We start from the raw sequence: 23566 nt of genomic DNA on the forward strand, positions 1-23566 counted from the left end.
GATCGTTGAAGCGCCTTGCTCCATCGCCAGCGATTCCATCAACCAAACCGTCACGATGGACCAGATCGCCAGCGCGGAAATCAAGGGCGGCAAAAAGTCGACGCCCAAATCCTTCGAGATCAACCTGCTCGGGTGCGACCTGGAAGACGTCAAGAAGAGCGTGACCGCAACGTTCACCACCGCCACGCCGTCGGGCGCCTATGACGGTCTCGTCGCGATCCAGGGCGTGGCCAAGGGTGCCAGCCTGGGCATCGCCGACGGCCGCGGCCAATTGATCAAGATGGGCGACGAATCGTCCGCCCTCAAGATCAACACCGCCACGCCCTCGATGCAATTCCAAGCCTTCCTGCAGGGCGAGCAAGAAGATGACGGCCAACAAGGCAAGAAGGACGTCGCGATCGTTCCGGGCGAGTTCCACGCCTCGGTCAACTTCACGCTGACCTACAAGTAACCCGCACGCCAACGCATCTGGAGCTGCGCCGAAGGCCAGCTCCAGTCCCTCATTAGGAGGCGCCTGATGCGCAGGGTTACCGCATTTCCCGCCCCTCGACGGATTCTGTTCCTGCTGTTGGCAGCACTGGCTTTCGCTGACCAACCGGCGTTGGGAAACGTCCTGAACGGGCAAATCACGATGAGCGGGTCCATTGCCACATCCGCCTGCACCATGCGAGTGGATTCCGAAGACCAGACCATCGATATGGGTCAGCTTTCACTGGCAAGACTGATCAACGGCGAGACCACCATCCAGAAAGCCTTCCGGATTTACATCGAGGGCTGCGCCAGGACCCAGACCGCTGGCGGTGACGCTAAAGGCTCCCATCCATTCGCCCTCACTTTCGAAGGAGACAGCGATAGCCACCTCTTTGTGGCAAGAGGCTCGGCGCGAGGCGTCGCCATGCGTCTGCAGGACAGCAACGGCCACGTCATTTTGCCGGGGGCGTCACGGCTCGAATACATGCCGCCGTCTGGCGACACGACGCTGCGCTATTTGCTCAGCCTGCAAGGCACCGGTCAAGCACTAAAGGCCGGCAACTATCAAATAACCGTCCGGCTGAGGATGCACTACTTCTGAGCCATTTTGGAACGGATTCTTCACGATACTCCAGAGGCCGCAGAAGTGATTTATCGCAAGGGATTGATGAGCACCGCCTTATGCCTGGCGGCCGGCCTCTCGCAGGCATCCGACGACGTCCAGTTCAACATGGATGTGCTGGACCTGAAGGACCGGCAGAACATCGACCTGAGCCTGTTCTCCCGCGCCAACTACATCATGCCTGGCGCCTACAACCTGGTGCTGCATGTGAACCAGCAACAGCTGACCGACATTCTCATCCATTTCCTGACTCCGCCCGACGATCCGCGAGGCAGTCTCGCGTGCCTGGCGCCCGAGCACGTCGCCGAGTTCGGCTTGCGGCAGACCACGATCGACAAGCTTGCGTGGTGGAACGATGGCGCCTGCCTGGACACCAGCAGCATTCCCGGCATGCAGGTCAACGCGAACTTGGGCCAGGCTGCGATTTACGTGACCTTGCCGCAAGCGGACCTGGAATACACCGCGCCCAATTGGGATCCGCCTTCCAGATGGGACGACGGCATTGCCGGCGCCGTGCTGGACTACAACCTGAATGCGCAAACGACGCGGCGCTCCCGCGAAGGCGGCCGCAGCACCTATCTCAGCGGCAACGGCACGACGGGGCTCAACGTGGGTGCCTGGCGCCTGCGCGCGGATTGGCAAGCGCAGGCGGAACGCGGGTCAGGCAGGCCGTCAACGCAGCGATTCGATTGGAGCCGCTTCTATGCCATGCGCGCCATTCCCGGATGGAAATCCACCCTGATCGTCGGTGAAGACTATTTGAACTCCAACCTGTTCGGCGGCTTTCGCTATACCGGCGCCAGCCTGGCCACCAACGACAGCATGCTGCCGCCGAACCTTCGCGGCTATGCACCCGAAATTACCGGCGTCGCCCGCAGCAACGCGCGCGTGGTGGTTCGACAACAAGGACGCGTTCTGTACGAGACGCAGGTACCCCCGGGGCCGTTCCGCATCCAGGACCTGAACGACGCCGTCAGCGGCAACCTGGATGTCAGCGTTGAAGAGCAAGACGGCAGCCACCAGAATTTCCGGGTCGCAACGGCCAGCATCCCTTACCTGTCGCGGCCGGGCAGCCTGCGCTTCAATCTGGCGACCGGCAAGCCTTCCGAGTGGAACCACCGCTTGCAGGGCCCCGTGTTCGGAACCGGGGAGTTTTCCTGGGGCGTGAGCAATGGCTGGTCGCTCTTCGGCGGCGCCTTGGGCGCGAAGGACTATGGCGCCGTCGCCCTGGGCGTCGGCCGCGACCTGCTGACATTCGGCGCGGTGTCAGTCGACGTCACGCAATCACGCGCCGTCGTCGGCCGCGAACGCCAGGTGCTGATGGGGAAATCCTATCGGGTCAGCTATTCGAAACGGTTCGACGACTACGACAGCCAGGTCACCTTTGCCGGCTACCGGTTTTCACAGAAGAACTTCACGAGCTTGAATGACCTGCTCACCGCCCGTTACGAGGGCAATCCCATCAACCGCAGCAAAGAGATGTACACGATCTCGTTCAGCAAACAGTTCCGCGAGCTGGGTACCAACGTGTACCTCAACTACAGCCATCAGAACTATTGGAATGGCCCGGTAAACCGGCGCTACAGCCTGTCGGCCTCGCGCTATTTCGATCTTGGCCGCTTGAAGGACCTGAGCGTGTCGGTCACCGGCTATAGCAACAAGGCGTACAACGCGTCGGATAACGGCGTGTACTTGTCGCTCAGCATCCCCTTCGGTGAAAAGGGATCGCTCAGCTACAGCGCCTCGTCGAACCGCAGCGGCACCACACACGACCTGGGCTACTACAGCAGGCTGAACGAGCGCAGCAACTACATGATCAGCGCAGGCCATGGCAACGGCGGCAATACCGCACAAGGCTACTTTTCGTACGACGGGCCGTGGGCGCAAACCGTGGTCAGCGCCAGCCATCAGACGGGTGCCTACAGCTCGGTCGGCCTGTCGTTACAGGGCGGAGCGACGGTGACCGCGCGCGGCGCCGCCCTGCATCGCAGCACCACACCGGGCGGAACCCGCCTGATGGTCGACACACAGGGCGTTGGCGGCGTGCCCGTGCGCGGCAACGGCGTGGCCACTGAAACGAACTGGTTCGGCAAGGCGGTCATCACCGATGTCAACAGCTACTACCGCAACCAGGCCAACATCGACCTGGACAACCTGCCCGACGACGTGGAGGCCATGCGATCCGTCGCGCAGGCCACGCTGACCGAAGGCGCGATCGGTTACCGCAGCCTGGAAGTCATCGCCGGAGAAAAGGGGATGGTCGCCTTGCAATTGCCTGACGGTACGCCTGCGCCTTTCGGCGTCAGCGTGAAGAACCGCCGCGACCAGGAAACCGGCATCGTCGGCGACGATGGAATGGTGTATCTGAGCGGCATGCAAACCGGCGAAGTCATGTCGGTTGAGTGGGGAGGCAACGAACCCTGCCAATTCACCATTGCGCCCGAAACGGACTCGTCCGCCTTGCGCCAAGCCTATGTTTGCGCCCCCCCGTCCTAGGCTCACACCGTCGTCTGGCCCCTCGCCCCATCAATCCCATACAGACCACATACCTCACTATGAAACTCACCTCTTTCGCCTCTCTTGCCATACTCTCGCTGGCCGCGCTGCTGACCACGCAGCCCGCGACGGCCGCCATCTCCCTGGACCGGACCCGCGTGGTGTTCAACGGTCAGGACAAGTCCGTCACCCTGAGCATCAGCAATCAGAACGAACAGCTGCCGTATCTGGCGCAAGCCTGGATCGAGAACGAACGCGAGGAGAAGATCAGTTCTCCCCTGGTCGTCGTGCCCCCCATCCAACGCCTCGAACCGGGCGGCAAAAGCCAGTTGAAGATTCAAGGGTTGCCGGCGTTGAATCAATTGCCGCAGGACCGTGAATCGCTCTTCTACTTCAATCTGCGGGAGGTTCCTCCCCGCAGCGACAAGGCGAACACCTTGCAGATCGCGCTGCAAACGCGCGTCAAGCTCTTCTATCGGCCAACGGCGATCAGCAAGACCTCGGGTCCTTCATCCTCGCCCTGGCAAGAACGCCTGACCCTGACGCGTCAAGGGGACCAATACGTGGTGAACAATCCCACCCCCTTCTACATCACGCTTATCGATGCCTCGGATAGCGTGAACGGCAAAACGCCCGACGCCTTTGAGCCCTTGATGCTCGCGCCGCAATCGCAAGCGGCCTTGAGCGTTGGCGTCAAGGTGCTAGGTGCAACGCCCGTCCTGACCTACGTCAATGATTACGGCGGACGACCGCAGCTGGAGTTCCATTGCGTCGGCGCCGAATGCACGGCCAGGCCGGTGCAGGACCGTCGCTGAACACGCAGCCCACACCCGCCCCGGAAGGAATCATGAAACAGAAGCCCAACAAGCGAAATGCCTCCCCCGCAATCTGGTTCGCCCTGTTGCTGGCGGCTGGCCCCATCGTTGCGTCTGCGGCAGACAAACCGGACGCCCGGGGACCTAACGCCCAGTTCCTTATTTCAGGCACATTGCTGGAAACCGCGTGCAGCCTGGCGATGGATTCCGCCTATCAGGAAATCTGGCTGGGCAACACCGGTACGGCAGACCTGCATCGGCCCGGGGACCAAGGCGTTCCCGTGGCCATCAAGCTGCGGCTGCGGGGTTGCGTGCGAACCGAAGGCGGCCGGCGCGACGAACATGGCGGCGCACTGGCATGGAGCAGCGCCGAGCCCGTCATCGGTTTGACGTTCAGAGCACCGGCGGACATGGACAACCCGGAACTTGCGGGCGTGGCGGGCGCGGCCGGCTTCGGCCTGCGGCTAACCGATGCTTTGAGGCGTCCCATCCAACTGAACAAGTCCAGCCGCCCCTGGTTCGTGCAACCTGGCGACAGCGTACTGACCTATTACGTCACCCCGGAGCGGACATCAGCCCCGTTGCGCGCAGGCGCCTTTCACTCCTACATCAACCTCTATCTGACCTATGACTGACGCTACCGCCTTGTCGCGCCAGCGGCAGCCGAGACGCGCTGGCAGCCTGTTGGCCACGTGCGCGGTCTTGACCTTGATGCTGGCCCCTCCCTCCCTATCCCAGGCCCAAAGCGATGTGACCACCAAGCAGGTTCGCATCCAGATTTCCGGGACGATCCGTGCAAAAGTACCCTGCATCATCAACGACAATCAGCCGATCAATATTCCCTTCGGCGATGTGCAGATCTCTCGAATCGATGGGAACTACAAGATGGCAGTGATTCCCTATACGCTCGACTGCAAGCGCGCCGGCTCCTACGCCCTGAAGATGAAGATTTCGGGTGACGGCGCCGACTTCAACACCGATCTGCTGGGCATTCCGACGCAAAGCAGTCTTGGCATTGCCCTGAAACGGGGCACGACCAGTATCGCGCTGAACGATTGGTTTTCCTTGAATCCCGCATCGCCTCCGACCCTGCAGGCTGTTTTAGTGGCCCACAGCACAGGAAAGATTACGGGCGGTGAGTTCAGTGCCGCGGCGACCATGGTGGTGGACTACCAATGACGCGCCGTTCCCGATACCTGGCGCGGATCGCCCGCAGCGCGGCGTTGGTCGCCGTCCTTGTGTCAGCGGGCAGTCGCGCCGACCCGCCAAACATGAGATTCAGCGGCTACCTGGTCGCGCCGCCCCCCTGCACCGTCAGCGACAGGGGCGGACGCATCGAGGTCGTTTTCAAGCGCAACATCAATATCAGCAAGATCGACGGCGACAACTACAAACAGACCGTCCCCTACCAGATCGACTGCCCAGGCATACGGCCGGGCATGACGTGGCGGATGAAGTTGACGGTCGTGGGCACGCCCACCGAGTTCGAGTCTGCCGCGGTGCAGTCTTCGGTGCCCGATCTTGGCATCAAACTGATCCTGAACCAGGACACGGACTTCGTCTTGAACACCGCTCATGAAATCAAACTGGACGCCTCGCAATCGCCGCCTACGCTGGAAGCCGTTCCCGTGAAGCTATCTGGTTCGCGCCTGCCGCTCACGGAATTCACGGCTTCCGCCCTGCTGATTGCCGAGCTTTACTAGGAGCCCGCCATGCGCATGAAGAAGATGGCCATAAGCCCCCTGATCGTGTTGGTCGCCAGCCTGTCCTGCATGGTCCAGCCGGCCGGCGCCCAGTCCGCCGGCAACAATATGGCCTTTTCGGGGCGCTTGGTCGCCGAAGCCTGCGCGCTTAGCCCGGAAAGCGAGAAAGTGCAGCTGAATTTTTTCGCGGTTCCCGACAAGAACCTTTACCGGGATGGCCGTACACCCGGGCGGCCCATCACGCTGCGCTTGCTGAACTGCGACATCTCGCACGGCAACAACAGCCTGAGCATTTACTTCGACGGGCCGGAAAGCAACAAGCTGCCAGGCTTTCTGGCATTGGACAGCGACGGCATCAGCGGGGTGGCGATCGGCCTGGAGACGCCGCAGGGAAATCCTCTGCCCCTGAAGGCGCAAAACGCCATCGGCCGAGTGAGCGCCGGGGCAAATGACATCCAGTTCATGGCCTATTTGCAGGGCGAACAAGAGGCGCTTGAAAACCATCAGATAGGCCGCGGAGAAATCAAGCACGCCACGCTCACTTTCACGCTCAGTTATGACTGAGCTCGCCGCCTTGGTTTCGGAAGTTTCCTACTTGCAGCCAGGAATTCTCGCCTAGTCGAGGACAGTCGCCGTACTTAGCATGAGCGTCCTTTCTCATGTCTACGTCGGCGCCAAATGAAGAACCTTAGCGTCCTGGTCCTGAATGACCATCCCTTCCAGCGTATGGTCATGTCGACGGCGCTAAAGACGATGGTCGGCGGCCGCATTTATGAAGCATCGGAGCCCGCCACAGCCATGACCCTGTTGAAGGCTTGCGGCGGCATCGATATCGCCATCTGCAGCTTCCATCGGGAAGGCCACGCCGGGCTCGCCTTTCTGCGCGAAGCCAGCGAACTGTCCTTGATCCACGCTGTGATCACCAGCGGCATCCATGAGGACACCGTGCTTGAAACCACCGCGGCATGCATTGAATGCCTGGACCTGGAATACCTGGGAGATCTGGGTGAACCCTTGAATGCGGCTCGCCTGGCATCGCTGGCAGCCAAATTCCGGCAGGGCGGCCATCGCTGCGCGTCAGCGCACCAGAACGGCATCGCCTCGCAAGCAGACGTGCGCCAAGGGTTGGACAACAACGAATTCAAGGCGTACTACCAGCCTATCGTGGACATAGACGGCAAAACCCTGCTGGCGGCAGAAGTACTGGCGCGATGGCACCATCGTTCGCGGGGCTTGCTGGCTCCGGCGCACTTTTTGCCGACCATGGTGGCCGATCGCCTGATCGACGGCCTGTTCCGGACGCTCCTCGAGCAAGGGTTGACGCTGCTGCGCGAATTAAGGCGGCAAGCCATGCCCACCACGCTGGCATTCAATCTGCATCCCTCGCAATTGACCTCGCCGACCCTGGCCGACGACGTCGGCGAACTGCTGGCACGCCACGAAACGCCCGCCACAGCCATCCTTTTTGAGATCACTGAAGAGACAATGATCAGCACGCCAGCCACCATCCTGGACAACTTGCTGAAGCTTCGTGCGATGGGCTGCGGGCTGTCCATGGATGATTTCGGCGCCGGCCACTCGTCGCTGGACAGGCTGTGCGCCCTGCCCTTCACCCAGCTGAAACTGGACGCGACGTTCACCCGCAGGCTCCGGACACAGCCGCGCGCCGCATTGATCATCCGCGGCATTGTCCAACTGTCTGAAGCGCTGCAATTGCCGCTGGTGGTGGAAGGCGTGGAAACCCTGGAGCAACAGGCCCAACTGCGGGACCTGGGTTGCACGATCGCGCAGGGCTACCTGTACGCGCGGCCCATGCCCGCCGACCATTTCCTGGGATTTTGCCGGACACATGGCAGGCAAGCCATAACGGCGGCGCGCTAGCGCGCTCACCCCTGCGCGCGCTGCCTGAGCAACCCTTGCTCCAGAGCCAGCGCAGCCTCCTGCAAACCTTGAATGGATGCGGCCAAGGCCTGCGCATCGGCGGCGCCCGCATGGCACACGCGTTCGACGTCGGCGCAGGCCCGCACCAGCTGCGCTGCCTTCAGCAGGCTTGCGGCCCCTTGTATCCGGTGCGCCAGTTCCGCAACCTGCAACAGGTTGCCTTGCGCCGCGTGGGTCTGCATTTTGGCCACATCTTCACGGTTGGTGCGGATCAACTCTTCGAGCAAAGCCCAATGACGGCGGCCGTCGCCGCCAGCGATCTCAAGCAAAGGGGCCAAGTCGAACAGCGCCTCGGCCGGCTGGGCATCCGCGTCATCCGCCCAATCGTCCCCCCTTGCAGCCATGTAATGCGCCAACCTTGCGCCCAGCGCGTCCAAACCCACGGGCTTGACCAGGCATTCGTCCATTCCGGCCTGCACATAGCGCTCGATTTCCTGGGGCTGTGCGTCCGCCGTGACGCCGATGATAAGCGTCGGGGTCTTGCCGCGCGGCGCTTCCTCGCGCCGGATCGCTCCGGCCAATGCCGCGCCGTCCATGCCGGGCATGCGGCAGTCCGTGATCACGATGTCGAACGGCTGGGCCCGCCACGTCTGTAGCGCCGCGCTTGCGTCTGCGGCGTCTTGCACCTCGTGGCCCAGAAAACGCAGCTGCTGCATCAGGATTTGACGGCTGACGGAATGATCGTCAACGACCAGAACCTGCAGCACGCGCGGCCGCGCCAGCGCCCGCCGAGCCGGCGTTGCGGGCGCAGCGGCCGGCTCCAGCATCTGCAGGCGCAGCGAGACATGGACGGTGGTGCCGGCGCCCGGCTCGCTATCGAGCGTCAGGCGGCCTCCCATCATTTCACACAGCGACCGGCTGATGACCAGACCCAGGCCTGTGCCGCCCGAGCTTTGCGCTTCGTGGCGCACTTGCGCGAAGGGCTTGAACAATCGCTTCTGGTCTTCTGCCGAAATGCCGATGCCCGTGTCTTGCACGGCGACGTCGACCTGAAGCAGCGCGGGTTCGGTCACCTCGCCCCTGACTTCGATCCGGACATCGCCGTTTTGGGTGTAGTTGATGGCGTTGCCCACCAGATTGGACAGAATCTGCTTGAAGCGCAAGGCGTCGATCAGCACATCGGTCTGGATGCTGGCGTCCATTTCCAGCAACAGGCGCAGGCCCTTCTGACGCGCGAGGCCTTCGAACACGCGGGCGACGGATTCGACCTGTTCCCGGAGTCCGGCGCGCGCCGGCGTCAGGCTCAAACGGCCGGATTCGATGCGGGCGATGTCCAGGATGTCGCCGATCAACGCCAGCAGGCTTTGGGCCGAGGCGTACGCGATTTCGATGCTGTTGCGGTCGATGGGCGCGTTGTCCGCGCGTTTCAAGGCCAGTTCGAGCACGCCGATGATCGCGTTCATCGGCGTCCGGATCTCGTGGCTCATCGTCGCCAGGAACGTGGTCTTGGCCCGGCTGGCCGCATCCGCCAGTTCTTTCGCGGCCGCGAACTCCTGGACCAGGTTGCGGTGCTCGGTGATATCCAGCCACCCGCAGATCACGCCGCTGGGCACACCCGCGGCATTTTCAAAGGGCTGCGCCCAATGGTCGATCCAGGTTTCGACGCCACGTATCCGCACGCGATGCACGCCCGAGATCATTGCTCCCTGACGCATCGCCTGCATGTAGGTTTCGTGGAAGTCCCCGGCAGCCTCGAATTCGACGGCGGGCAACGCCAATGCGGTCTTGTCCAGCACGTCCTCCGCCTGCAGCCCCAACGCCTTGAGGTAGCTGCGATTGCAGACCAGCATGCGCCCTTCGCCATCGCGCACATAGATGGGCGGGGGCATGCTGTCGATCAATGTCTTGACGAACTGCAACTGCTCCTTGAGCGCCTGCTTTGCCTCTCCCTTGGCGCGCACCTGGCGGCGAAGCATCACGACCCAGGCCAGCACGCCCAGCAGCAGCAGGACGGCTGCGCCCACGACCTGGGCGATGATGACGGCATAATCGCGCCAGGTCTCGCCGCTCATGCCGGGTTCCGCTTTCCAGCGGTTGGCGAACGCGCTCATCTGGTAAGGCGTCAGGATCGCGAGCGTCTTGTTCAGGATGGATTGCAGTTCAGGGTCGCTGCGCCGCACGGCGAAGCTGAGCGACACGGCAGGGGCATCCAACACGTCGCGGATGGCGAGTTCATCTTTGAACAGGCGGCCGATGTAGTACCGCGCGGCCGGCAAGGCCAAGACTGCGCCGTCCGCATCTCCTGCATAGACCTTGTTCATGGCGTCCAGGCTAGAGCTGGCCACGACAAGCGAGGAAGTCGGAAAGCGCGGCGGGACCAGCTCGGCGGCAGTATGGCCTCCGGCTATCGCCAGCGTACGTACCGGCGACGTCTGCCCGGCGCTCCCCCGTTTGGTGACAAGCACCAAGGGATCGACGGAAAAGGGTTGGCTGAACCGCAGCACCTGCTCGCGCTCGACGGTCGGACTCATCATGGCGATATCGGCCTCGCCGTCGGCGATCGCCTTGATCTGGTCGGGGAAGCTGCCTTTGCGGCTGAAGGCATCGAACTGGATCCCGGTCTGGAAAGTGACCATTTCCAGCAGGTCAGAGGCCAGCCCGGAGAAAGCCTTGTTCGAATTGAAGAAGGCGACCGGCGCCAGATCATCGTTCAACACCACCCGCAGCTTGGGATGCGACGCGATCCAGCGCAACTCGTCAGGCGTAAACGAAATGTTCCGGCTTCCCGGAATGAAGCCGCTGCCGGCCCAGCTGCGCGCGATTTCGGGCAGGGTCTGTCCGATTGCGGCAATGGCCTGGTCCACCAGGCCCCGGAGCCGGTCATTGTCCAACGCCAGCGCGTAGCTGTAACGCGTCGCAAGCTCGGTGTAGCGGCCGAACTTCACGTAATCGAAAAAAGACCGGTTGATGCTGTGATAGGCCGCCAGCGCCCCATCCACGTAGACATCCGCGTGGCCGAACGCCAACGCGCCAAGCCCCTCGTCCGTGGACGCATAGCGGACGATCTTCGCCTTGGGATAACGCACTGCCACCTGGGCAGCCAACGCATCGTCAGCCCCCACCGCGACTGCCAGGCCGTCCAGCCCAGGCGGGAGATCCCGCGTGTCGGCCGCGCGTCTGAAAATCGCCACCTGGTCGACGACGTAGGGGGAACTGAACGCCGCGATCTTGCGATCATCGGGGCGCATCTCGCCCCCGACCATGTCCACGGCTTTCTGATCCAGGGCTTTCAGCGCGGCTTCCCGAGTCGGGTAAGACAGCAAGCGCAGATTCAAGCCCAGCAGTTGGGCCGTCAGTGAACTGACGTCCGCCGTGATGCCCTTATAGGTGCCGTCGCGGTGGACGATTTCGAATGGGGCCCGGTCCTCTTGAACGACACCCAGCACCAGTTCCTGCTTTTGGCGCAACCACCGCCAATCGTCGTCCGAGATCGCCGGGACGGCCCGTTGAAGATGGACCTGGCTTTGCACCGTGAGCAGCAGCGGCTGCTGTGCTTGGGCGAACGCCGGCGTCGCGGCCCCGAGCAGCCAGAACAACGCAAAGAAGAATAATCGCCGTACGGTCATTCCCTTGCCTGAGGAACTATGCAAGATCGAAATGGCGACGCCGCAGGCAGCGATGACGCGCGCTGCAGCGGCCGCGTGACGAGGCCGCCCCGCCGGCAGGAGTGCCTGGCGACGGCGGACCGGCCCGCGGCTTAAGACCGCCCGCCCAGGCTGCCGCCGCCATCCACGCCCAGTACCTGGCCAGTGATGAAGCCGGCATCGTCAGACAACAGGAAGGCGATCGCGGCAGCGACTTCCGCCGGCGTGCCAAGGCGTTTCATGGGCACCGAGGCCAACGCGCGCTTTTCGCCGTCGCTGCCCGCCGGACGCGTCGCACGGAACATTTCGGTTTCGATCGGACCCGGCGCGACCGCGTTGGCGGTGACGCCGTACTCGGCCAGCTCCAGCGCCCAGGTACGGGTGCAACCGACCAGCGCGTTCTTGGCGGCCGAGTAGGCCGTGCGGTCCAGGCCGCCATAGATGGCGCGACTGACCACGTTGACGATGCGCCCGGCCCGGCGCACCTTCATGGATTCGACGAAGGCCTGCGTCACCTGGACCGCCACGCGCACGTTCAGGTCCAGCACGTTGTAAAGCGTGGCCAGGTCGATTTCGCCCAGCGGCTGCGGGGACGCGATGCCCACGTTATTGACCACGGCGTCGACCGGGAATTTGTCGCGGATTTCGCGCAGGACTTCTTCGGTGCGCCCGGCATCGGCCAGGTCACAGGCGTACAGATAACCGGGGAAATCGACGTCCGTGGTGTTGCGCGCGATGCCGACCACGTGACAGCCCATGTCGGACAGCCGTTGCGTAAGCGCCCAGCCTATGCCTTTGGTGGCGCCCGTAATGAGCACGCATTTGTCCTTCATGGGTGGAAACCTCGCAGTCTGTTTTCTGTGTCAAAAACGGGCGCTTGAGCGCCCGGTGTTCCAAGTAGACACCATCCGGCGTCGGCTGTCTTGTAAATTGCGTAGCAATTCTTGCCCTCCGGACACCCCTGGACGGCAACCGCCCTGGGGGGCCGCGCCAGGGGAAAAGCAGGCCGCTCAGGCGTCCCGGGTGACGGGGACGCGCGGCGCCAAGGCGCAGAGGAGCTCGTAGCCGATGGTGCCGGCGGCCTGAGCCACCTCATCCACGGAAGGGCCGTCTTCGCCCCAGAGCGTGACGGGCGCGCCCACGCCGGCGGCCGGGATGGGATCCAGATCGACGATCAGCATGTCCATCGAGACTCGTCCGACCAATTGGGTACGGATGCCAGCCACGACGACCGGGGTGCCGGTGGTGGCGTGGCGCGGATAGCCGTCGGCGTAGCCGCAGGCGACGATGCCGATGCGCATGGCGCGTTCGGCCCGGAAGATGGCGCCATATCCAACCGAATCGCCGGCCTTGAGCTCCTGCACCGCGATGATCTCGGAGCTGAGCGACATGGCCGGCTTCAAACCGAAGGACGCGGCTTCGGCGTCGGCGAACGGGGACGCGCCGTACAGGCAGATGCCCGGACGCACCCAATGCGTCTGGGTAGGCGAACCGACCGCGATGTCGGCGAAACGCAGCGTGGCGGCGGAGTTGCAGACGCTGATCGCCCCGGGCAGCTTATGCGTCACCGAATTAAATACGGCCAATTGCTCGTTCACGCCCTGGGGCCCGTCGGCGCAGGCGAAGTGAGTCATTTTGCCGATGGAGCCCACCGTGCCTTGCTGTTGCAGCAGCATGGCGCGTTCATGCGCGGCGGGATAGGCGGCGGGGCTGAAACCCAGGCGGTTCATGCCGCTGTTCAACTTCAGCATGATGTCCACGCGGCGCGCAAAGCGCGCGCGGGCCAGCATGTCCAGCTGTTCGCGGTTGTGCACCGTGGTACTCAGGTGGTAGCGGTCGACGAGATCCAGGTCTGCGGGGTTGAAGAACCCCTCAAGCAGCAGGATCGGGCCGCCCCAGCCCGCCTCGCGGCAGCGGACGGCTTCGTCCAGGTCCAGCATCGCCAGGCCCTGCGCCTTGGAAAACCCCGTCACCGCCTGCTCGATGCCGTGCCCGTAGGCGTTGGCCTTGATGACCGCCCAGATGGACGGCGGGAGGCCGGATGCCGCGGCGGCGGTCTGTTCAAGGTGGCGGCGCACGGTGGCAAGATTGTGCGCAAGGGCAGAAACGGAGACAGTGGCGGTAATTGGGCGCGGCATGATGTGAGATCCTGTGGCGCTTAAGTCTAACTGATCGTCGCCCCCGCCGGGCATCATCGTGCCCTGATGAAACGACTACTCTAAAATGATGTCGAAAGGGTCCACGGAGACCCGACCCGAGCTGCTAATCATGTCTATCGATCACTACGAGAACTTTCCCGTCGCCTCGCTGCTCTTGCCGCGCAGGCTGCGTGGCGCCGTGACCGATATCTACCGGTTTGCCCGCGCCGCGGACGACATCGCCGATGAGGGCGGCGCCACCGACGACGAGCGCCTGGCCCAATTGGCGGCGTTCCGCACCGAGCTGCACCGGATCGGCGCCGAACCCGGCACGACGCCCCCGCCCGGCCTGCCGCCCCTGGCCGACATCTTCACGCCGCTGGCAAAGACCATCGCCCAGCATCAATTGCCCATCACGCCGTTCTACGACCTGTTGTCCGCCTTCGAACAAGACATCACCGTCAAACGCTACGAGGACTACGCAGCGCTGGCCGACTACTGCACGCGCTCGGCCAACCCCGTCGGGCGCCTGATGCTGCACCTGTTCGAGGCGACCGGTCCGCAGGACACGGCCGAAAGCGACGCCATCTGCTCGGGTTTGCAGTTGGTGAACTTCTGGCAGGATGTGCGGGTGGACTGGCACAAGCACCGGGTGTACCTGCCGCAGGAAGACCTGCGCCGCCACGGCGTCACCGACGACGACCTGGCCGCCTGCCGCCTGACGCCCGCCTGGCGCGAACTGATGGCTTTCCAAGTGGAACGCACGCGGGCGCTGCTACACTTCGGCGCTCCGCTGGCGCGCCGCCTGCCGGGCCGCATCGGCCTGGAGCTGCGCCTGGTGGTGCAAGGCGGGCTGCGCGTGCTGGAGCGTATCGAGGCGAGCGGCTACGATGTATTCATGAATCGCCCCGAATTGGGCGCCAAAGACTGGGCCATCATGCTGTGGCGCTCTATCAAGTAACAGGCCCTGCCTAATCTATGACCCCTGACGAATACTGCCAGGAGAAAGCCGCCAAGAGCGGTTCCAGCTTCTACTACTCTTTCCTGTTCCTGCCGCCCGAACGCCGCCGCGCGATCACCGCGTTGTATGCGTATTGCCGCGAAGTGGACGACGTGGTCGACGAATGCACCGATCCGTCACTGGCCCGCGTCAAGCTGGCTTGGTGGCGCACGCAGATCGACCAGATGTTCGACGGCAAGCCGGATCACCCGGTGACGCGGGCGCTGCAGCCGCACCTGCAAAGCTGTTCGATCACCCGCGAGCGCCTGCTGGCCGTGGTCGACGGCATGGAAATGGACCTGGACCAGACCCGTTACCTGGACTGGCCGGGCCTGCGCAAATACTGCTGGCACGCCGCCGGCGTTGTGGGTGAGTTGTCCGCCGGCGTCTTCGGCTACAGCGATCCCAAGACGCTGGTCTATGCTGAAAAGCTGGGCCTGGCGTTCCAGATGACCAACATCATCCGCGACGTCGGCGACGACGCGCGCCGCGGCCGCATCTACATCCCCGTCAACGACATGCAGCAATTCGAGGTCAAGGCCTCGGACATCCTGAATGGCGAGTATTCGGACCGGTTCAGCGCCCTGATGAAGTTCCAGGCCGACCGCGCCCGGGAGCTTTATCGCGAAGCGATGCGCAACCTCCCCGAAGCCGACCGCCGTTCGCAGCGGCCCGGACTGATGATGGCCGCCATTTATTACGCGCTGCTTGACGAGATCGAACGCGACAACTGGCAGGTGCTGCACCAGCGCATTTCGCTGACCCCGCTGCGCAAGCTGTGGTTGGCGTGGAAAACCTGGGTGGGCGGCGGACGCGGACTGGTCCGCCGGTTGGCGCGGTGAAGGCGGCGGTTATCGGCGCGGGCTGGGCGGGGCTGGCGGCAAGCGTCGCCCTGCGCGAAGCCGGCGCCAAGGTCACCGTGTTCGAAGCCGGCCACACGCCTGGCGGCCGCGCCCGCCGCGTGTTCCATGGCGACTTCGACGCCCCGCTGGACAACGGCCAGCATCTGCTGTCGGGCGCCTACAGGCACACCTTGGCGCTGATGCGCCGCGTGGGCCGCAATCCCGATGCCCTGCTGATGCGCAGGCCGTTGCGCCTGTCTTCCCTGGACGGCCGTTTCCACCTGTCCGCCCCGCGCCTGCCCGCCCCGCTGCACATGGCGATCGCCATCCTGCGCGCGCGCGGCCTGTCGTGGGCCGACCGTTTTGCGTCCCTGCGCCTGATGCGCGGCCTGAAAGCCATGTCGTGGATGCCGCCGCGCGACTGGACGGTGCAGCAGCTGCTGCATTACCACGCGCAGTCGGACGCGCTGATCCGCCAGGTCTGGGAACCCCTGTGCCTGGCGGCGCTGAACACGCCTGCCGCCACGGCCAGCGCGACGCTGTTTGCACGCGTGCTGCGCGACAGCCTGGCCGGCACGCGCGCGGACAGCGACTTGCTGCTGCCCTGCACGGACCTGTCCGCCTTGTGGCCGGACGCCGCGGCGCGCCAGGTCACGATGCGCTACGGCAGCACGGTGCGCCAACTGGACCCGTCGGACGACGGCATCGTCGTCAATCAGGAACGGTTTGACGCCGCCGTGCTGGCGGTGCCGCCCACCTTCGCGGCCCGCTTGCTGGATGCGCCCTTGCGGCAAGCCGGCGCCACGGGCCTGCTGGATGCTTTGAAAGCGTTCACCTACCTGCCCATCGCCACGCTGAACCTGCGGCTGGCCGAACCATGGCGCCTGCCGGAACCGATGATGATGTTGCGCGAGGAAGCTTCGCGGGGCCATGTCGGGCAGTGGCTGTTCGACCGCGCGCAATTGGCCGGCGACACCAAGGCGGGCGAACTGGCCGTGGTGGCCAGCGCGGCCACCAGCATCGCAGAGCGCAATCGCCATCAGGTGATCGAAGCCTTGATCGATCAGGTGGCCGAACAGGCGGCGCGCCATCCCGCGCGCCTGCCGGCCATGCCGGAAGTGTCCGCGGCTGAGCTCCTGATTGAAAAGCGCGCCACCTTCGCGGCGGTGCCTGGACTGACGCGGCCGTTGAATTCCACACCCTGGCCCACGTTGGCGCTGGCCGGCGACTGGACCGACACGGGCTATCCCGGCGTATTGGAAGGCGCGGTGCAAAGCGGGCTGCAGGCCGCGCGCGTCCTGAACCCCCGCGCGGATTGAGGGCGGAGGGCCCCGCTGGCGATGCGGCGCGAGGGATGCACCGCCCGCCGGCCGGGGTCCGGCAACCCTTCCTAGCGCAGCAGATGCGCCGTGGCGATGCCCGCGGCCGTCAACACCAGCGACCCCGCCAGGCTGAGGCCCGCATAGCCCAGTGCGCTGCCGTAGGCGCCGCGTTCCAGCATGGCCACGGTTTCGGCCGAGAAGGTCGAAAAGGTGGTCAGGCCGCCCATGAAGCCGGTGATGGCGCCCAGGCGCACCCATGCCGGCCATTCGGGATGCCCCGCCACCATCGCCAGCACCAGCCCCACCAGATATCCCCCCGCCAGGTTCACGACGAACGTGCCCCACGGCCAGGATTCGACATTCAGCCACAGGCTGACCAGCCAGCGGGTCCAGGCGCCCAGGATGGCGCCCAGGCCCACGGCCAGGAAATTCAGGGGGATCAGGGTTTGGTACGCGGTCATGGACGTCAGGGGGCCCGGTGCTGCTTGAGCCGCAAAGAAAAGATCAGCAGGAGTATGCCAAAAAACACGGCGTAGATGCCGATGACCCACACCAGCGCCAGCGCGCCCGCACCGGGCTGCACGACCAGCATGGCGCCGAACAGGATGGACACCACGCCCGACAGTCCCAGCAGCCATTCGTTGCGGATTTCCTTGCGAAAGCGGATGGCCGCGATCACCTGGAATACGCCTGCGGCCAGCGCCCAGAAGGCAATGATGTAGAGCAGCACCAGCGCGGTCAGCCCGGGCCACAGGAAGGTCGCGATGCCCGCAGCCACGCCCAGCAGGCCGACGATGATCAACGCCCACAGCGGTTTGCCGTTGTCGCGGATGCGTACGCCGGCGATCAGCGCGAGCACGCCGTCGACCAGCGCAAACGCCCCCCAGACCAGCACCAGCGCCGACAAGGTGATGGCCGGCATGAACAGCGCCATCAATCCGAACAGGATGGCGATGACGCCGCGCAAGGCGACCCACCCCCAATGACGACCGATATGATCCACCAATTGCGGTTCCAGCATGACGCCCTCCGGTGTTGGTAACGGGTGGCCTATCTTATCCCCGCAGGGCGGCAGCCGCCACGCCAGAGGCCTCAAGGGCGAGGCGGCGCTTCGAAACGGATTGAAATCCCCATCTACGCTCAGCACGGTGTTTTATAAGAGTAATTCTCATTAAATGTTAGAATCCGCGCCTTCAAATCGAATCCCGCATGGACAGTCAACCCACCCCCCGGCGCAGGGCCTATTGGCTCAAAACGCTGCATCAATGGCACTGGATCAGCTCGGCGCTTTGCCTGCTGGGGATGCTGCTGTTCGCCATCACCGGCCTGACGCTGAACAACGCGTCGCACATCGAATCGAAAGCCGTGGTGACCAGCCGCCAGGTGCAATTGCCCGAACCCGTGTTGAAGCAATTGTCCGCGCCTGCCGGGCAGAAGAAGGCCCCCCTGCCCGCCCCCGTGGCGCAATGGCTGGATGAAGCGCTGGACGCCGCCACCGCCGGCAAGACGGCCGAATGGTCTGCCGACGAGGTGTATTTGTCGCTGCCGCGCGCCGGCGGCGACGCCTGGCTGTCCATCGACTTGGCCAGCGGCGACGTCGAATACGAACGCACGGACCGCGGCTGGATTTCCTATCTGAACGACTTGCACAAGGGCCGCAATACAGGCCTGGCCTGGAGCTGGTTCCTGGACATTTTCGCTGTCGCCTGTCTGGTCTTTTCGCTGACCGGGCTGGTGCTGCTGAAGATGCACGCCGGCAACCGCAGCGCGACCTGGCCCATGGTGGGCCTGGGCGTGGTCATCCCCGTGGTCCTGGCCCTGCTCTTCATCCACTGATTCCATCGATCCGCCCCTGGAGAATTCCATGCGCAAACTGCTCTTGTCGGCCCTCTTGGCCGGCCTGATCGCCCGAACGGCCCAAGCGGCCGATATCGGCCTGAACATCGAGGTGCCGCGCCTGGACGTGGCCGAGTACCACCGCCCCTACGTGGCGATCTGGATCGAAAACCCCGATCAGAGCGTGGCGGCCGACCTGGCCGTCTGGTACGACGTGGCCAAGAAGAACAACGAAGGCACCGAGTGGCTCAAAGACATGCGCCAGTGGTGGCGCCGCAGCGGCCGCAACCAGCAATTCCCGGTGGACGGCGTGAGCGGCGCGACCAAGCCGGTCGGCAAGCATGCGCTGAGCTTCGACGCCGCCAGCAAGCCCTTGTCGGGCCTCAAGCCTGGCCAGTACGCCGTGGTGGTCGAAGCCGCCCGCGAGGTGGGCGGCCGCGAACTGCTGCGCATCCCCTTCCAGTGGCCGCCGCAAAAAGCCGAGCAATTGACCGCTCGCGGCGAACATGAATTGGGCGCCATCGCGCTCGACCTGAAACCCTGATCCCATCGAACCGCCTTCAAGGAGCGCAACCATGAAATCCGCCGCCAAACTGGCCGCCGCCCTGGCGCTGTGCCTGCCCTTCGCCTCGCAGGCGCATGACGTCTGGATCGTGCCGTCCTCCACCGTGCTGTCGGGCACCGACAGCTGGATCACGGTCGACGCGGCCGTGGGCAACGACAAGTTCTATTTCAACCATGCCCCGCTGCGCCTGGACGGCCTGACCGTCACCGCCCCGGACGGCAATGCCGCCGAAGCCGAGAACCTGAACCGCGGCAAGCTGCGCAGCACCTTCGACCTGCAGTTAAAGCAAAGCGGCACCTATCGCGTGGCGGTCGTCAATGACGGCGTGTTCGCGCGCTGGAAGGAAGACGGCAAGAACAAGCGCTACTTCGGCAAGGTGGAAGGCATGGCCCAGGCCGTGCCCGCCAACGCGCAGGAACTGGAAGTGTCGCAAAGCCTGGGCCGCGTCGAAACGTTCGTCACTGCGGGCAAGCCCACGACCGTCAAGCCGGTGGGCCGCGGCCTGGAGCTGGCGCCCGTCACGCATCCCAACGACCTGTTCACGGGCGAGGAAGCCACCTTCCAGATGCTGGTAGACGGCAAGCCCGCCGCGGAACTGGAAGTGAACGTGGTGCCCGGCGGCAGCCGCTATCGCGACAAGGTCGGCGAAATCAAGCTGAAGACGGACAAGGACGGCAAGTTCTCGGTGAAGTGGGCGCAACCCGGCTTGTACTGGATCGAAGCCGGCATGGAAGACGCCAAGGTCACCGTGCCGCAAGCCAAGAAGCGCCGCCTGTCGTACGCCGGCACCGTCGAAGTGCTGCAGCCCTAAGCGGCAGCGCGCGCGTGGCGACCTCTCCTTCCTATGCGCCGCGCGGCGCGGCGGCCCCCGCAGTACGCGTCGCCTATGGCGCGATGCCGGCCGCGCTTGCGGCGCCGGCTGCGCTGGCTGGCGCGACCATGGGCACGACCTGGTCGGCGCGCCTGGCGTTGCCCGCCGGTTGCAGCGACCAGGCGGCGCGGCTGGCGGTGCAGGCCGCGCTGGATGAGGTCGTGGCGCAGATGAGCACCTGGGAAGCCGGTTCCGACATCAGCCTGTTCAATCAGGCCGGCGCGGGCTGGCGGGAATTGCCCGATGCGTTCTTCCATGTGCTGCGCCATGCGATGGCGCTGGCGGAAGACAGCGAAGGGGCCTATGACCCGACAGTGGGTCCGCTGGTCAACGCCTGGGGGTTCGGACCGCATCAACGCGCCTTTGAACCGCCCTCGCCTGCCGCCGTCGAGGCCGCGCGCCGGCGTTGCGGTTGGCGGCGCGTAGCGCTGGATGCCGGCCGGCAGGCCGCCCTCCAACCGGGCGGCGTCTACCTGGACCTGTCATCCATCGCCAAGGGCTACGGCGTGGACCGCGCCGCGATGGCGCTGGACGCGTTGGGCATCACGCAATACCTGGTGGAAGTCGGCGGCGAATTGCGCGCACGCGGCAAACGGCCCGACGGCCAGCCGTGGCGCGTCGCCGTCGAAGTGCCCGACGCCAGCGATGCCCATGCCCTGGCCTTTCCGCTGGAAGACCGCAGCATCGCGACCTCGGGCGACTACCGCCGCCATGCGGGCAGCGGCGAGGCCCGCTATGCCCACACCATCGACCCGCGCACCGGCCAGCCCGTGCGCAACAACGTGGCCTCGGTTTCCGTGCTGCACCCGGTCTGCATGCAGGCCGACGCCCTGGCGACCGTGCTGACGGTGCTGGGCGAAACGGACGGCCTGGCTTATGCCCGCCGCCATGATCTGGCGGCCCTCTTCATCCTGCGTGACGCCGATGCCTATCGCGTCGTCGCCACTCCGGCGTTCCAGGCGCTGGCGCTGCCTCGCTGATCCCATGAGCCTGACCCGGTTGATCGCTGCGGCATGCGTGGTGGGGCTTTGGCTGCTGCTCTGCCTATGGGCGTGGCGGCGCGCCCGGCGGCAGCGAGCCCTGCACGCGCAAGCCCTGCAAGCCTTGGACGCCCCCCCGCCCGAAGACACGCTGCTGGTCGCCTACGCCACCCAGACCGGCTACGCCGAAACGCTGGCCGCCCAGACCGCCGACTCCCTGCGCGCCGGCGGCCTGACGATCCGGGTGGCGGCGCTGGACCAGGTGGACCTGACTCGCCTGGCTGCCTATCGCCGCGTGTTGTTCGTGGTCAGCACCTATGGCGAAGGCGACCCGCCCGACGCTGCCGCGGCCTTCGCTGGCCAGATGCAGGCAGCGTCGACGGCCGCCCGCGCCGCGCCGGCCCTGGCCGGCATGCAATACGCCGTGCTGGCGTTGGGCGACAGCGAATACGCCCAGTTCTGCGGCTTTGGCCACCGGCTTGACGATTGGCTGCATGCGCAAGGCGCAACGCCGCTGTTCGATCTGGTGGAAGTGGACAACGGCGACCCGGCGGCGCTGCGCCATTGGCAGCATCATCTGGGCCTGCTGGCCGGCCGCAGCGACCTGCCTGACTGGCAGGCGCCCGTCTACGACACTTGGCGCCTGGCGGACCGCCGCCTGATGAATCCCGAAAGCCAGGGCGGCCCTTGCTATCTGCTGACGCTGACGCCGCCTGCGGGCGAAACGCCACGATGGATGGCCGGGGACATCGCCGAGATCGGGCCCCGGCAAGCCCGCGGCGGGCCGGTGCAGGCGCACCGCGAGTACTCCATCGCATCCCTGCCGGAAGATGGCGCCATCCAGTTGCTGGTGCGCCAGATGCGCAGCGCGGACGGCGGATTGGGGCTGGGCAGCGGCTGGCTGACCCATATCGCCCAGGAAGGCGACGGCATTGAACTGCGCGTGCGCGCCAACCGCAATTTCCATGCGCCGCAAGACGGACGTCCGATGATCCTGGTGGGCAACGGCACCGGGCTGGCCGGCCTGCGGGCCTTGATCAAGGCCCGCCGCGCCAAAGGTCACCGGCGCAACTGGCTGGTCTTCGGCGAACGCAACGCCGCGCATGACCGCTTCTGCGACGAAGACATCGCGGCCTGGCAGCAGGACGGCACGCTGGAACGCATGGACGCCGTCTACTCCCGCGACCAACCTCAGCGCCGGTATGTGCAGCACCTGCTGCGCGAACACGCCGACGCGGTGCGGTCCTGGGTGGACGCGGGCGCCGCCATCTATGTCTGCGGCAGCCTGCAAGGCATGGCAAGCGGCGTCGATGCCGCCCTGCAGGACATCCTGGGCGACGACCGCCTGCAAGCCATGCAGCACGGCGGCCTGTACCGCCGCGATGTCTATTGACGGCGCTTACTGCAGCTTGATCTGCGCGCGATCGATCACGGTCTTCCAACGGTCGCGTTCGCTGCGGATCTGCTCAGAAAATTCCGCCGGCGTGTTGCCCAGCGGAAACGCGCCCGTCTCTTCCATCTTTGCCGCCGTGGCGGGATCGCGCACGGCTTCGGCGAAGGCCCGGGCCAACTTGTCACGCACGTCGTCGGGCATCCCTGCTGGCCCGACGACGCCGTACCAGGCGGTGACGTCGTAGTCCTTGTAGCCTTGTTCGGCAAACGTCGGCACGTCGGGCAGCCGCGGGTTGCGCTCGGCGCCCGTGATGGCCAGCGCATGCAGATGCTTGCTTTTCAGGTAGGGCAACGACGACGGGAAGTTGTCGAAGATCACCGGCACCACGCCGCCCACGGTGTCGGTCAACGCGGGCGCCGAACCGCGATAAGAGATGCTGTTCATCTTGCCGCCGATGATCTGCAGGAACCAGATCATGCCCAGGTCGTTCACGCCGCCCGCGCCGGCGTTGGCGTAGCCTTCCTTGTTCGGATTGGCGCTCACGTGCGACACGAAGTCGGCCAGCGTCTGCGCGGGGAATTTCGGATTCACGCTCAGAATGTTGGGGCTGGTCACCAGGTTGCTGATGGGCGTGAAATCCTTAACGGGGTCGTACGCCAGGTTGGGGAACAGGTGCGGCGCGGTGCCGTGCGTGCTGACGGTGGCCAAGCCCACGGTGTAGCCGTCCGGCTTGGCGCGCGCCGTGGCGGCCATGCCGATGGTGCCCGAGGCGCCGGTGCGGTTTTCCACCACGATCTGCTGACCCAGGATCTCGCCCGCCTTCGCCGCCGCCACCCGGCCGACGATATCGGTAGGGCCGCCGGCCGGGAACGGCACGATCAGGGTGATGGGATGGTCCGGAAAGGCGGCGTGGGCCGCGGGGAGCACGGCGGCAAGCAGAAGGGCCGTACAAGTCTTGCGCATCATCATGATGGGGTTGTCTCCTGA

At 65.1% G+C, this 23566-nt stretch carries 23 protein-coding genes; 17 read left to right on the plus strand and 6 right to left on the minus strand.

Annotated features, from left to right (window positions below; translation table 11 throughout):
* The 9 genes from ACO6D5_RS03215 to ACO6D5_RS03255 form a co-directional block, all read left to right on the plus strand.
* Positions 1 to 451: fimbrial protein (locus ACO6D5_RS03215; RefSeq protein WP_485824572.1), on the plus strand; the 451-nt coding region annotated here is incomplete at its 5' end.
* Positions 452 to 517: 66 nt separating this feature from the next.
* Entirely contained in the window at positions 518 to 1072 is a 555-nt protein-coding gene (locus tag ACO6D5_RS03220; protein ID WP_485824573.1) for a fimbrial protein, read from the plus strand.
* 66 nt (positions 1073 to 1138) lie between these two features.
* The gene (locus ACO6D5_RS03225) at positions 1139 to 3589 is read left to right on the plus strand and encodes an outer membrane usher protein (protein WP_485824574.1); all 2451 of its coding nucleotides are present in this window, start codon (positions 1139 to 1141) and stop codon (positions 3587 to 3589) included.
* A 59-nt stretch (positions 3590 to 3648) separates the two neighbouring features.
* Positions 3649 to 4404, plus strand: a complete 756-nt coding sequence (locus ACO6D5_RS03230) for a fimbria/pilus periplasmic chaperone (protein ID WP_485824575.1) — start codon at positions 3649 to 3651, stop codon at positions 4402 to 4404.
* Positions 4371 to 5039 carry a fimbrial protein gene (locus tag ACO6D5_RS03235; protein ID WP_485824576.1) on the plus strand — a complete coding sequence of 223 codons (669 nt, stop codon included), beginning with the start codon at positions 4371 to 4373 and terminating at the stop codon, positions 5037 to 5039. Before ACO6D5_RS03230 ends, ACO6D5_RS03235 begins: the two co-directional genes overlap by 34 nt.
* A 76-nt stretch (positions 5040 to 5115) precedes the next feature.
* Positions 5116 to 5583 carry a fimbrial protein gene (locus ACO6D5_RS03240; RefSeq protein ID WP_485824599.1) on the plus strand — a complete coding sequence of 156 codons (468 nt, stop codon included), beginning with the start codon at positions 5116 to 5118 and terminating at the stop codon, positions 5581 to 5583.
* Positions 5584 to 5675: 92 nt separating this feature from the next.
* The gene (locus ACO6D5_RS03245) at positions 5676 to 6107 is read left to right on the plus strand and encodes a fimbrial protein (RefSeq protein WP_485824577.1); all 432 of its coding nucleotides are present in this window, start codon (positions 5676 to 5678) and stop codon (positions 6105 to 6107) included.
* 9 nt (positions 6108 to 6116) lie between these two features.
* The gene (locus ACO6D5_RS03250) at positions 6117 to 6671 is read left to right on the plus strand and encodes a fimbrial protein (protein ID WP_485824578.1); all 555 of its coding nucleotides are present in this window, start codon (positions 6117 to 6119) and stop codon (positions 6669 to 6671) included.
* Between the two features lie 114 nt (positions 6672 to 6785).
* Positions 6786 to 7988, plus strand: a complete 1203-nt coding sequence (locus ACO6D5_RS03255; RefSeq protein ID WP_485824579.1) for an EAL domain-containing response regulator — start codon at positions 6786 to 6788, stop codon at positions 7986 to 7988.
* Between the two features lie 5 nt (positions 7989 to 7993).
* On the opposite strand, the gene ACO6D5_RS03260 is transcribed toward ACO6D5_RS03255, so the two are convergent.
* From ACO6D5_RS03260 to alr, 3 genes are all read right to left on the minus strand, one after another.
* On the minus strand, positions 7994 to 11614 hold the full coding sequence (locus ACO6D5_RS03260) for a transporter substrate-binding domain-containing protein (RefSeq protein WP_485824580.1): 3621 nt from the start codon (positions 11612 to 11614) through the stop codon (positions 7994 to 7996).
* 131 nt (positions 11615 to 11745) lie between these two features.
* A complete protein-coding gene (locus ACO6D5_RS03265; protein ID WP_006225417.1) occupies positions 11746 to 12465 on the minus strand; it encodes an SDR family oxidoreductase in 720 nt (239 codons plus the stop codon).
* A 177-nt stretch (positions 12466 to 12642) separates the two neighbouring features.
* On the minus strand, positions 12643 to 13770 hold the full coding sequence (alr, locus tag ACO6D5_RS03270) for an alanine racemase (protein ID WP_315844940.1): 1128 nt from the start codon (positions 13768 to 13770) through the stop codon (positions 12643 to 12645).
* 130 nt (positions 13771 to 13900) lie between these two features.
* On the opposite strand from alr, the gene hpnC reads away from it, so the two are divergent.
* From hpnC to hpnE, 3 genes are read left to right on the plus strand one after another with little or no spacing between them, the layout of a single operon-like run.
* Positions 13901 to 14731: a squalene synthase HpnC gene (hpnC, locus tag ACO6D5_RS03275; protein WP_485824581.1), complete on the plus strand. Its 831-nt coding sequence runs from the start codon at positions 13901 to 13903 to the stop codon at positions 14729 to 14731.
* A 17-nt stretch (positions 14732 to 14748) separates the two neighbouring features.
* Positions 14749 to 15612 (plus strand): presqualene diphosphate synthase HpnD, encoded by an 864-nt coding sequence (hpnD, locus tag ACO6D5_RS03280; RefSeq protein WP_315844938.1) that lies wholly within the window; start codon positions 14749 to 14751, stop codon positions 15610 to 15612.
* Positions 15609 to 16931 carry a hydroxysqualene dehydroxylase HpnE gene (gene hpnE, locus ACO6D5_RS03285; RefSeq protein ID WP_485824582.1) on the plus strand — a complete coding sequence of 441 codons (1323 nt, stop codon included), beginning with the start codon at positions 15609 to 15611 and terminating at the stop codon, positions 16929 to 16931. The genes hpnD and hpnE overlap by 4 nt, the downstream gene beginning before the upstream one ends.
* A gap of 71 nt (positions 16932 to 17002) precedes the next feature.
* On the opposite strand, the gene ACO6D5_RS03290 is transcribed toward hpnE, so the two are convergent.
* Together ACO6D5_RS03290 and ACO6D5_RS03295 are read right to left on the minus strand one after the other, a co-directional pair.
* Complete coding sequence (locus ACO6D5_RS03290) at positions 17003 to 17395, minus strand: CrcB family protein (protein WP_315847500.1); 393 nt, start codon at positions 17393 to 17395, stop codon at positions 17003 to 17005.
* Positions 17396 to 17400: 5 nt separating this feature from the next.
* Entirely contained in the window at positions 17401 to 17955 is a 555-nt protein-coding gene (locus ACO6D5_RS03295; RefSeq protein ID WP_315847501.1) for a DUF308 domain-containing protein, read from the minus strand.
* Between the two features lie 188 nt (positions 17956 to 18143).
* Here ACO6D5_RS03295 and ACO6D5_RS03300 point away from each other — a divergent pair, with 188 nt between their 5' ends.
* Genes ACO6D5_RS03300 through ACO6D5_RS03320 form a run of 5 tightly spaced genes read left to right on the plus strand, consistent with a single transcriptional unit; the run spans position 18144 to position 22579 of the window.
* Positions 18144 to 18770, plus strand: a complete 627-nt coding sequence (locus ACO6D5_RS03300; protein ID WP_485824583.1) for a PepSY-associated TM helix domain-containing protein — start codon at positions 18144 to 18146, stop codon at positions 18768 to 18770.
* A gap of 28 nt (positions 18771 to 18798) precedes the next feature.
* Entirely contained in the window at positions 18799 to 19314 is a 516-nt protein-coding gene (locus ACO6D5_RS03305) for a DUF2271 domain-containing protein (RefSeq protein WP_006225409.1), read from the plus strand.
* Positions 19315 to 19345: 31 nt separating this feature from the next.
* Positions 19346 to 20146 carry a DUF4198 domain-containing protein gene (locus tag ACO6D5_RS03310; protein ID WP_485824584.1) on the plus strand — a complete coding sequence of 267 codons (801 nt, stop codon included), beginning with the start codon at positions 19346 to 19348 and terminating at the stop codon, positions 20144 to 20146.
* Between the two features lie 14 nt (positions 20147 to 20160).
* Positions 20161 to 21186 carry an FAD:protein FMN transferase gene (locus tag ACO6D5_RS03315; RefSeq protein WP_485824585.1) on the plus strand — a complete coding sequence of 342 codons (1026 nt, stop codon included), beginning with the start codon at positions 20161 to 20163 and terminating at the stop codon, positions 21184 to 21186.
* A gap of 4 nt (positions 21187 to 21190) precedes the next feature.
* Entirely contained in the window at positions 21191 to 22579 is a 1389-nt protein-coding gene (locus ACO6D5_RS03320) for a flavodoxin domain-containing protein (protein ID WP_315529440.1), read from the plus strand.
* A gap of 6 nt (positions 22580 to 22585) precedes the next feature.
* Here the strand turns inward: ACO6D5_RS03320 and ACO6D5_RS03325 are convergent, their stop codons facing one another.
* Positions 22586 to 23545: a tripartite tricarboxylate transporter substrate binding protein BugE gene (locus ACO6D5_RS03325; protein WP_485824586.1), complete on the minus strand. Its 960-nt coding sequence runs from the start codon at positions 23543 to 23545 to the stop codon at positions 22586 to 22588.
* Positions 23546 to 23566 lie beyond the last annotated feature (21 nt).

Source organism: Achromobacter sp. (assembly GCF_057314935.1).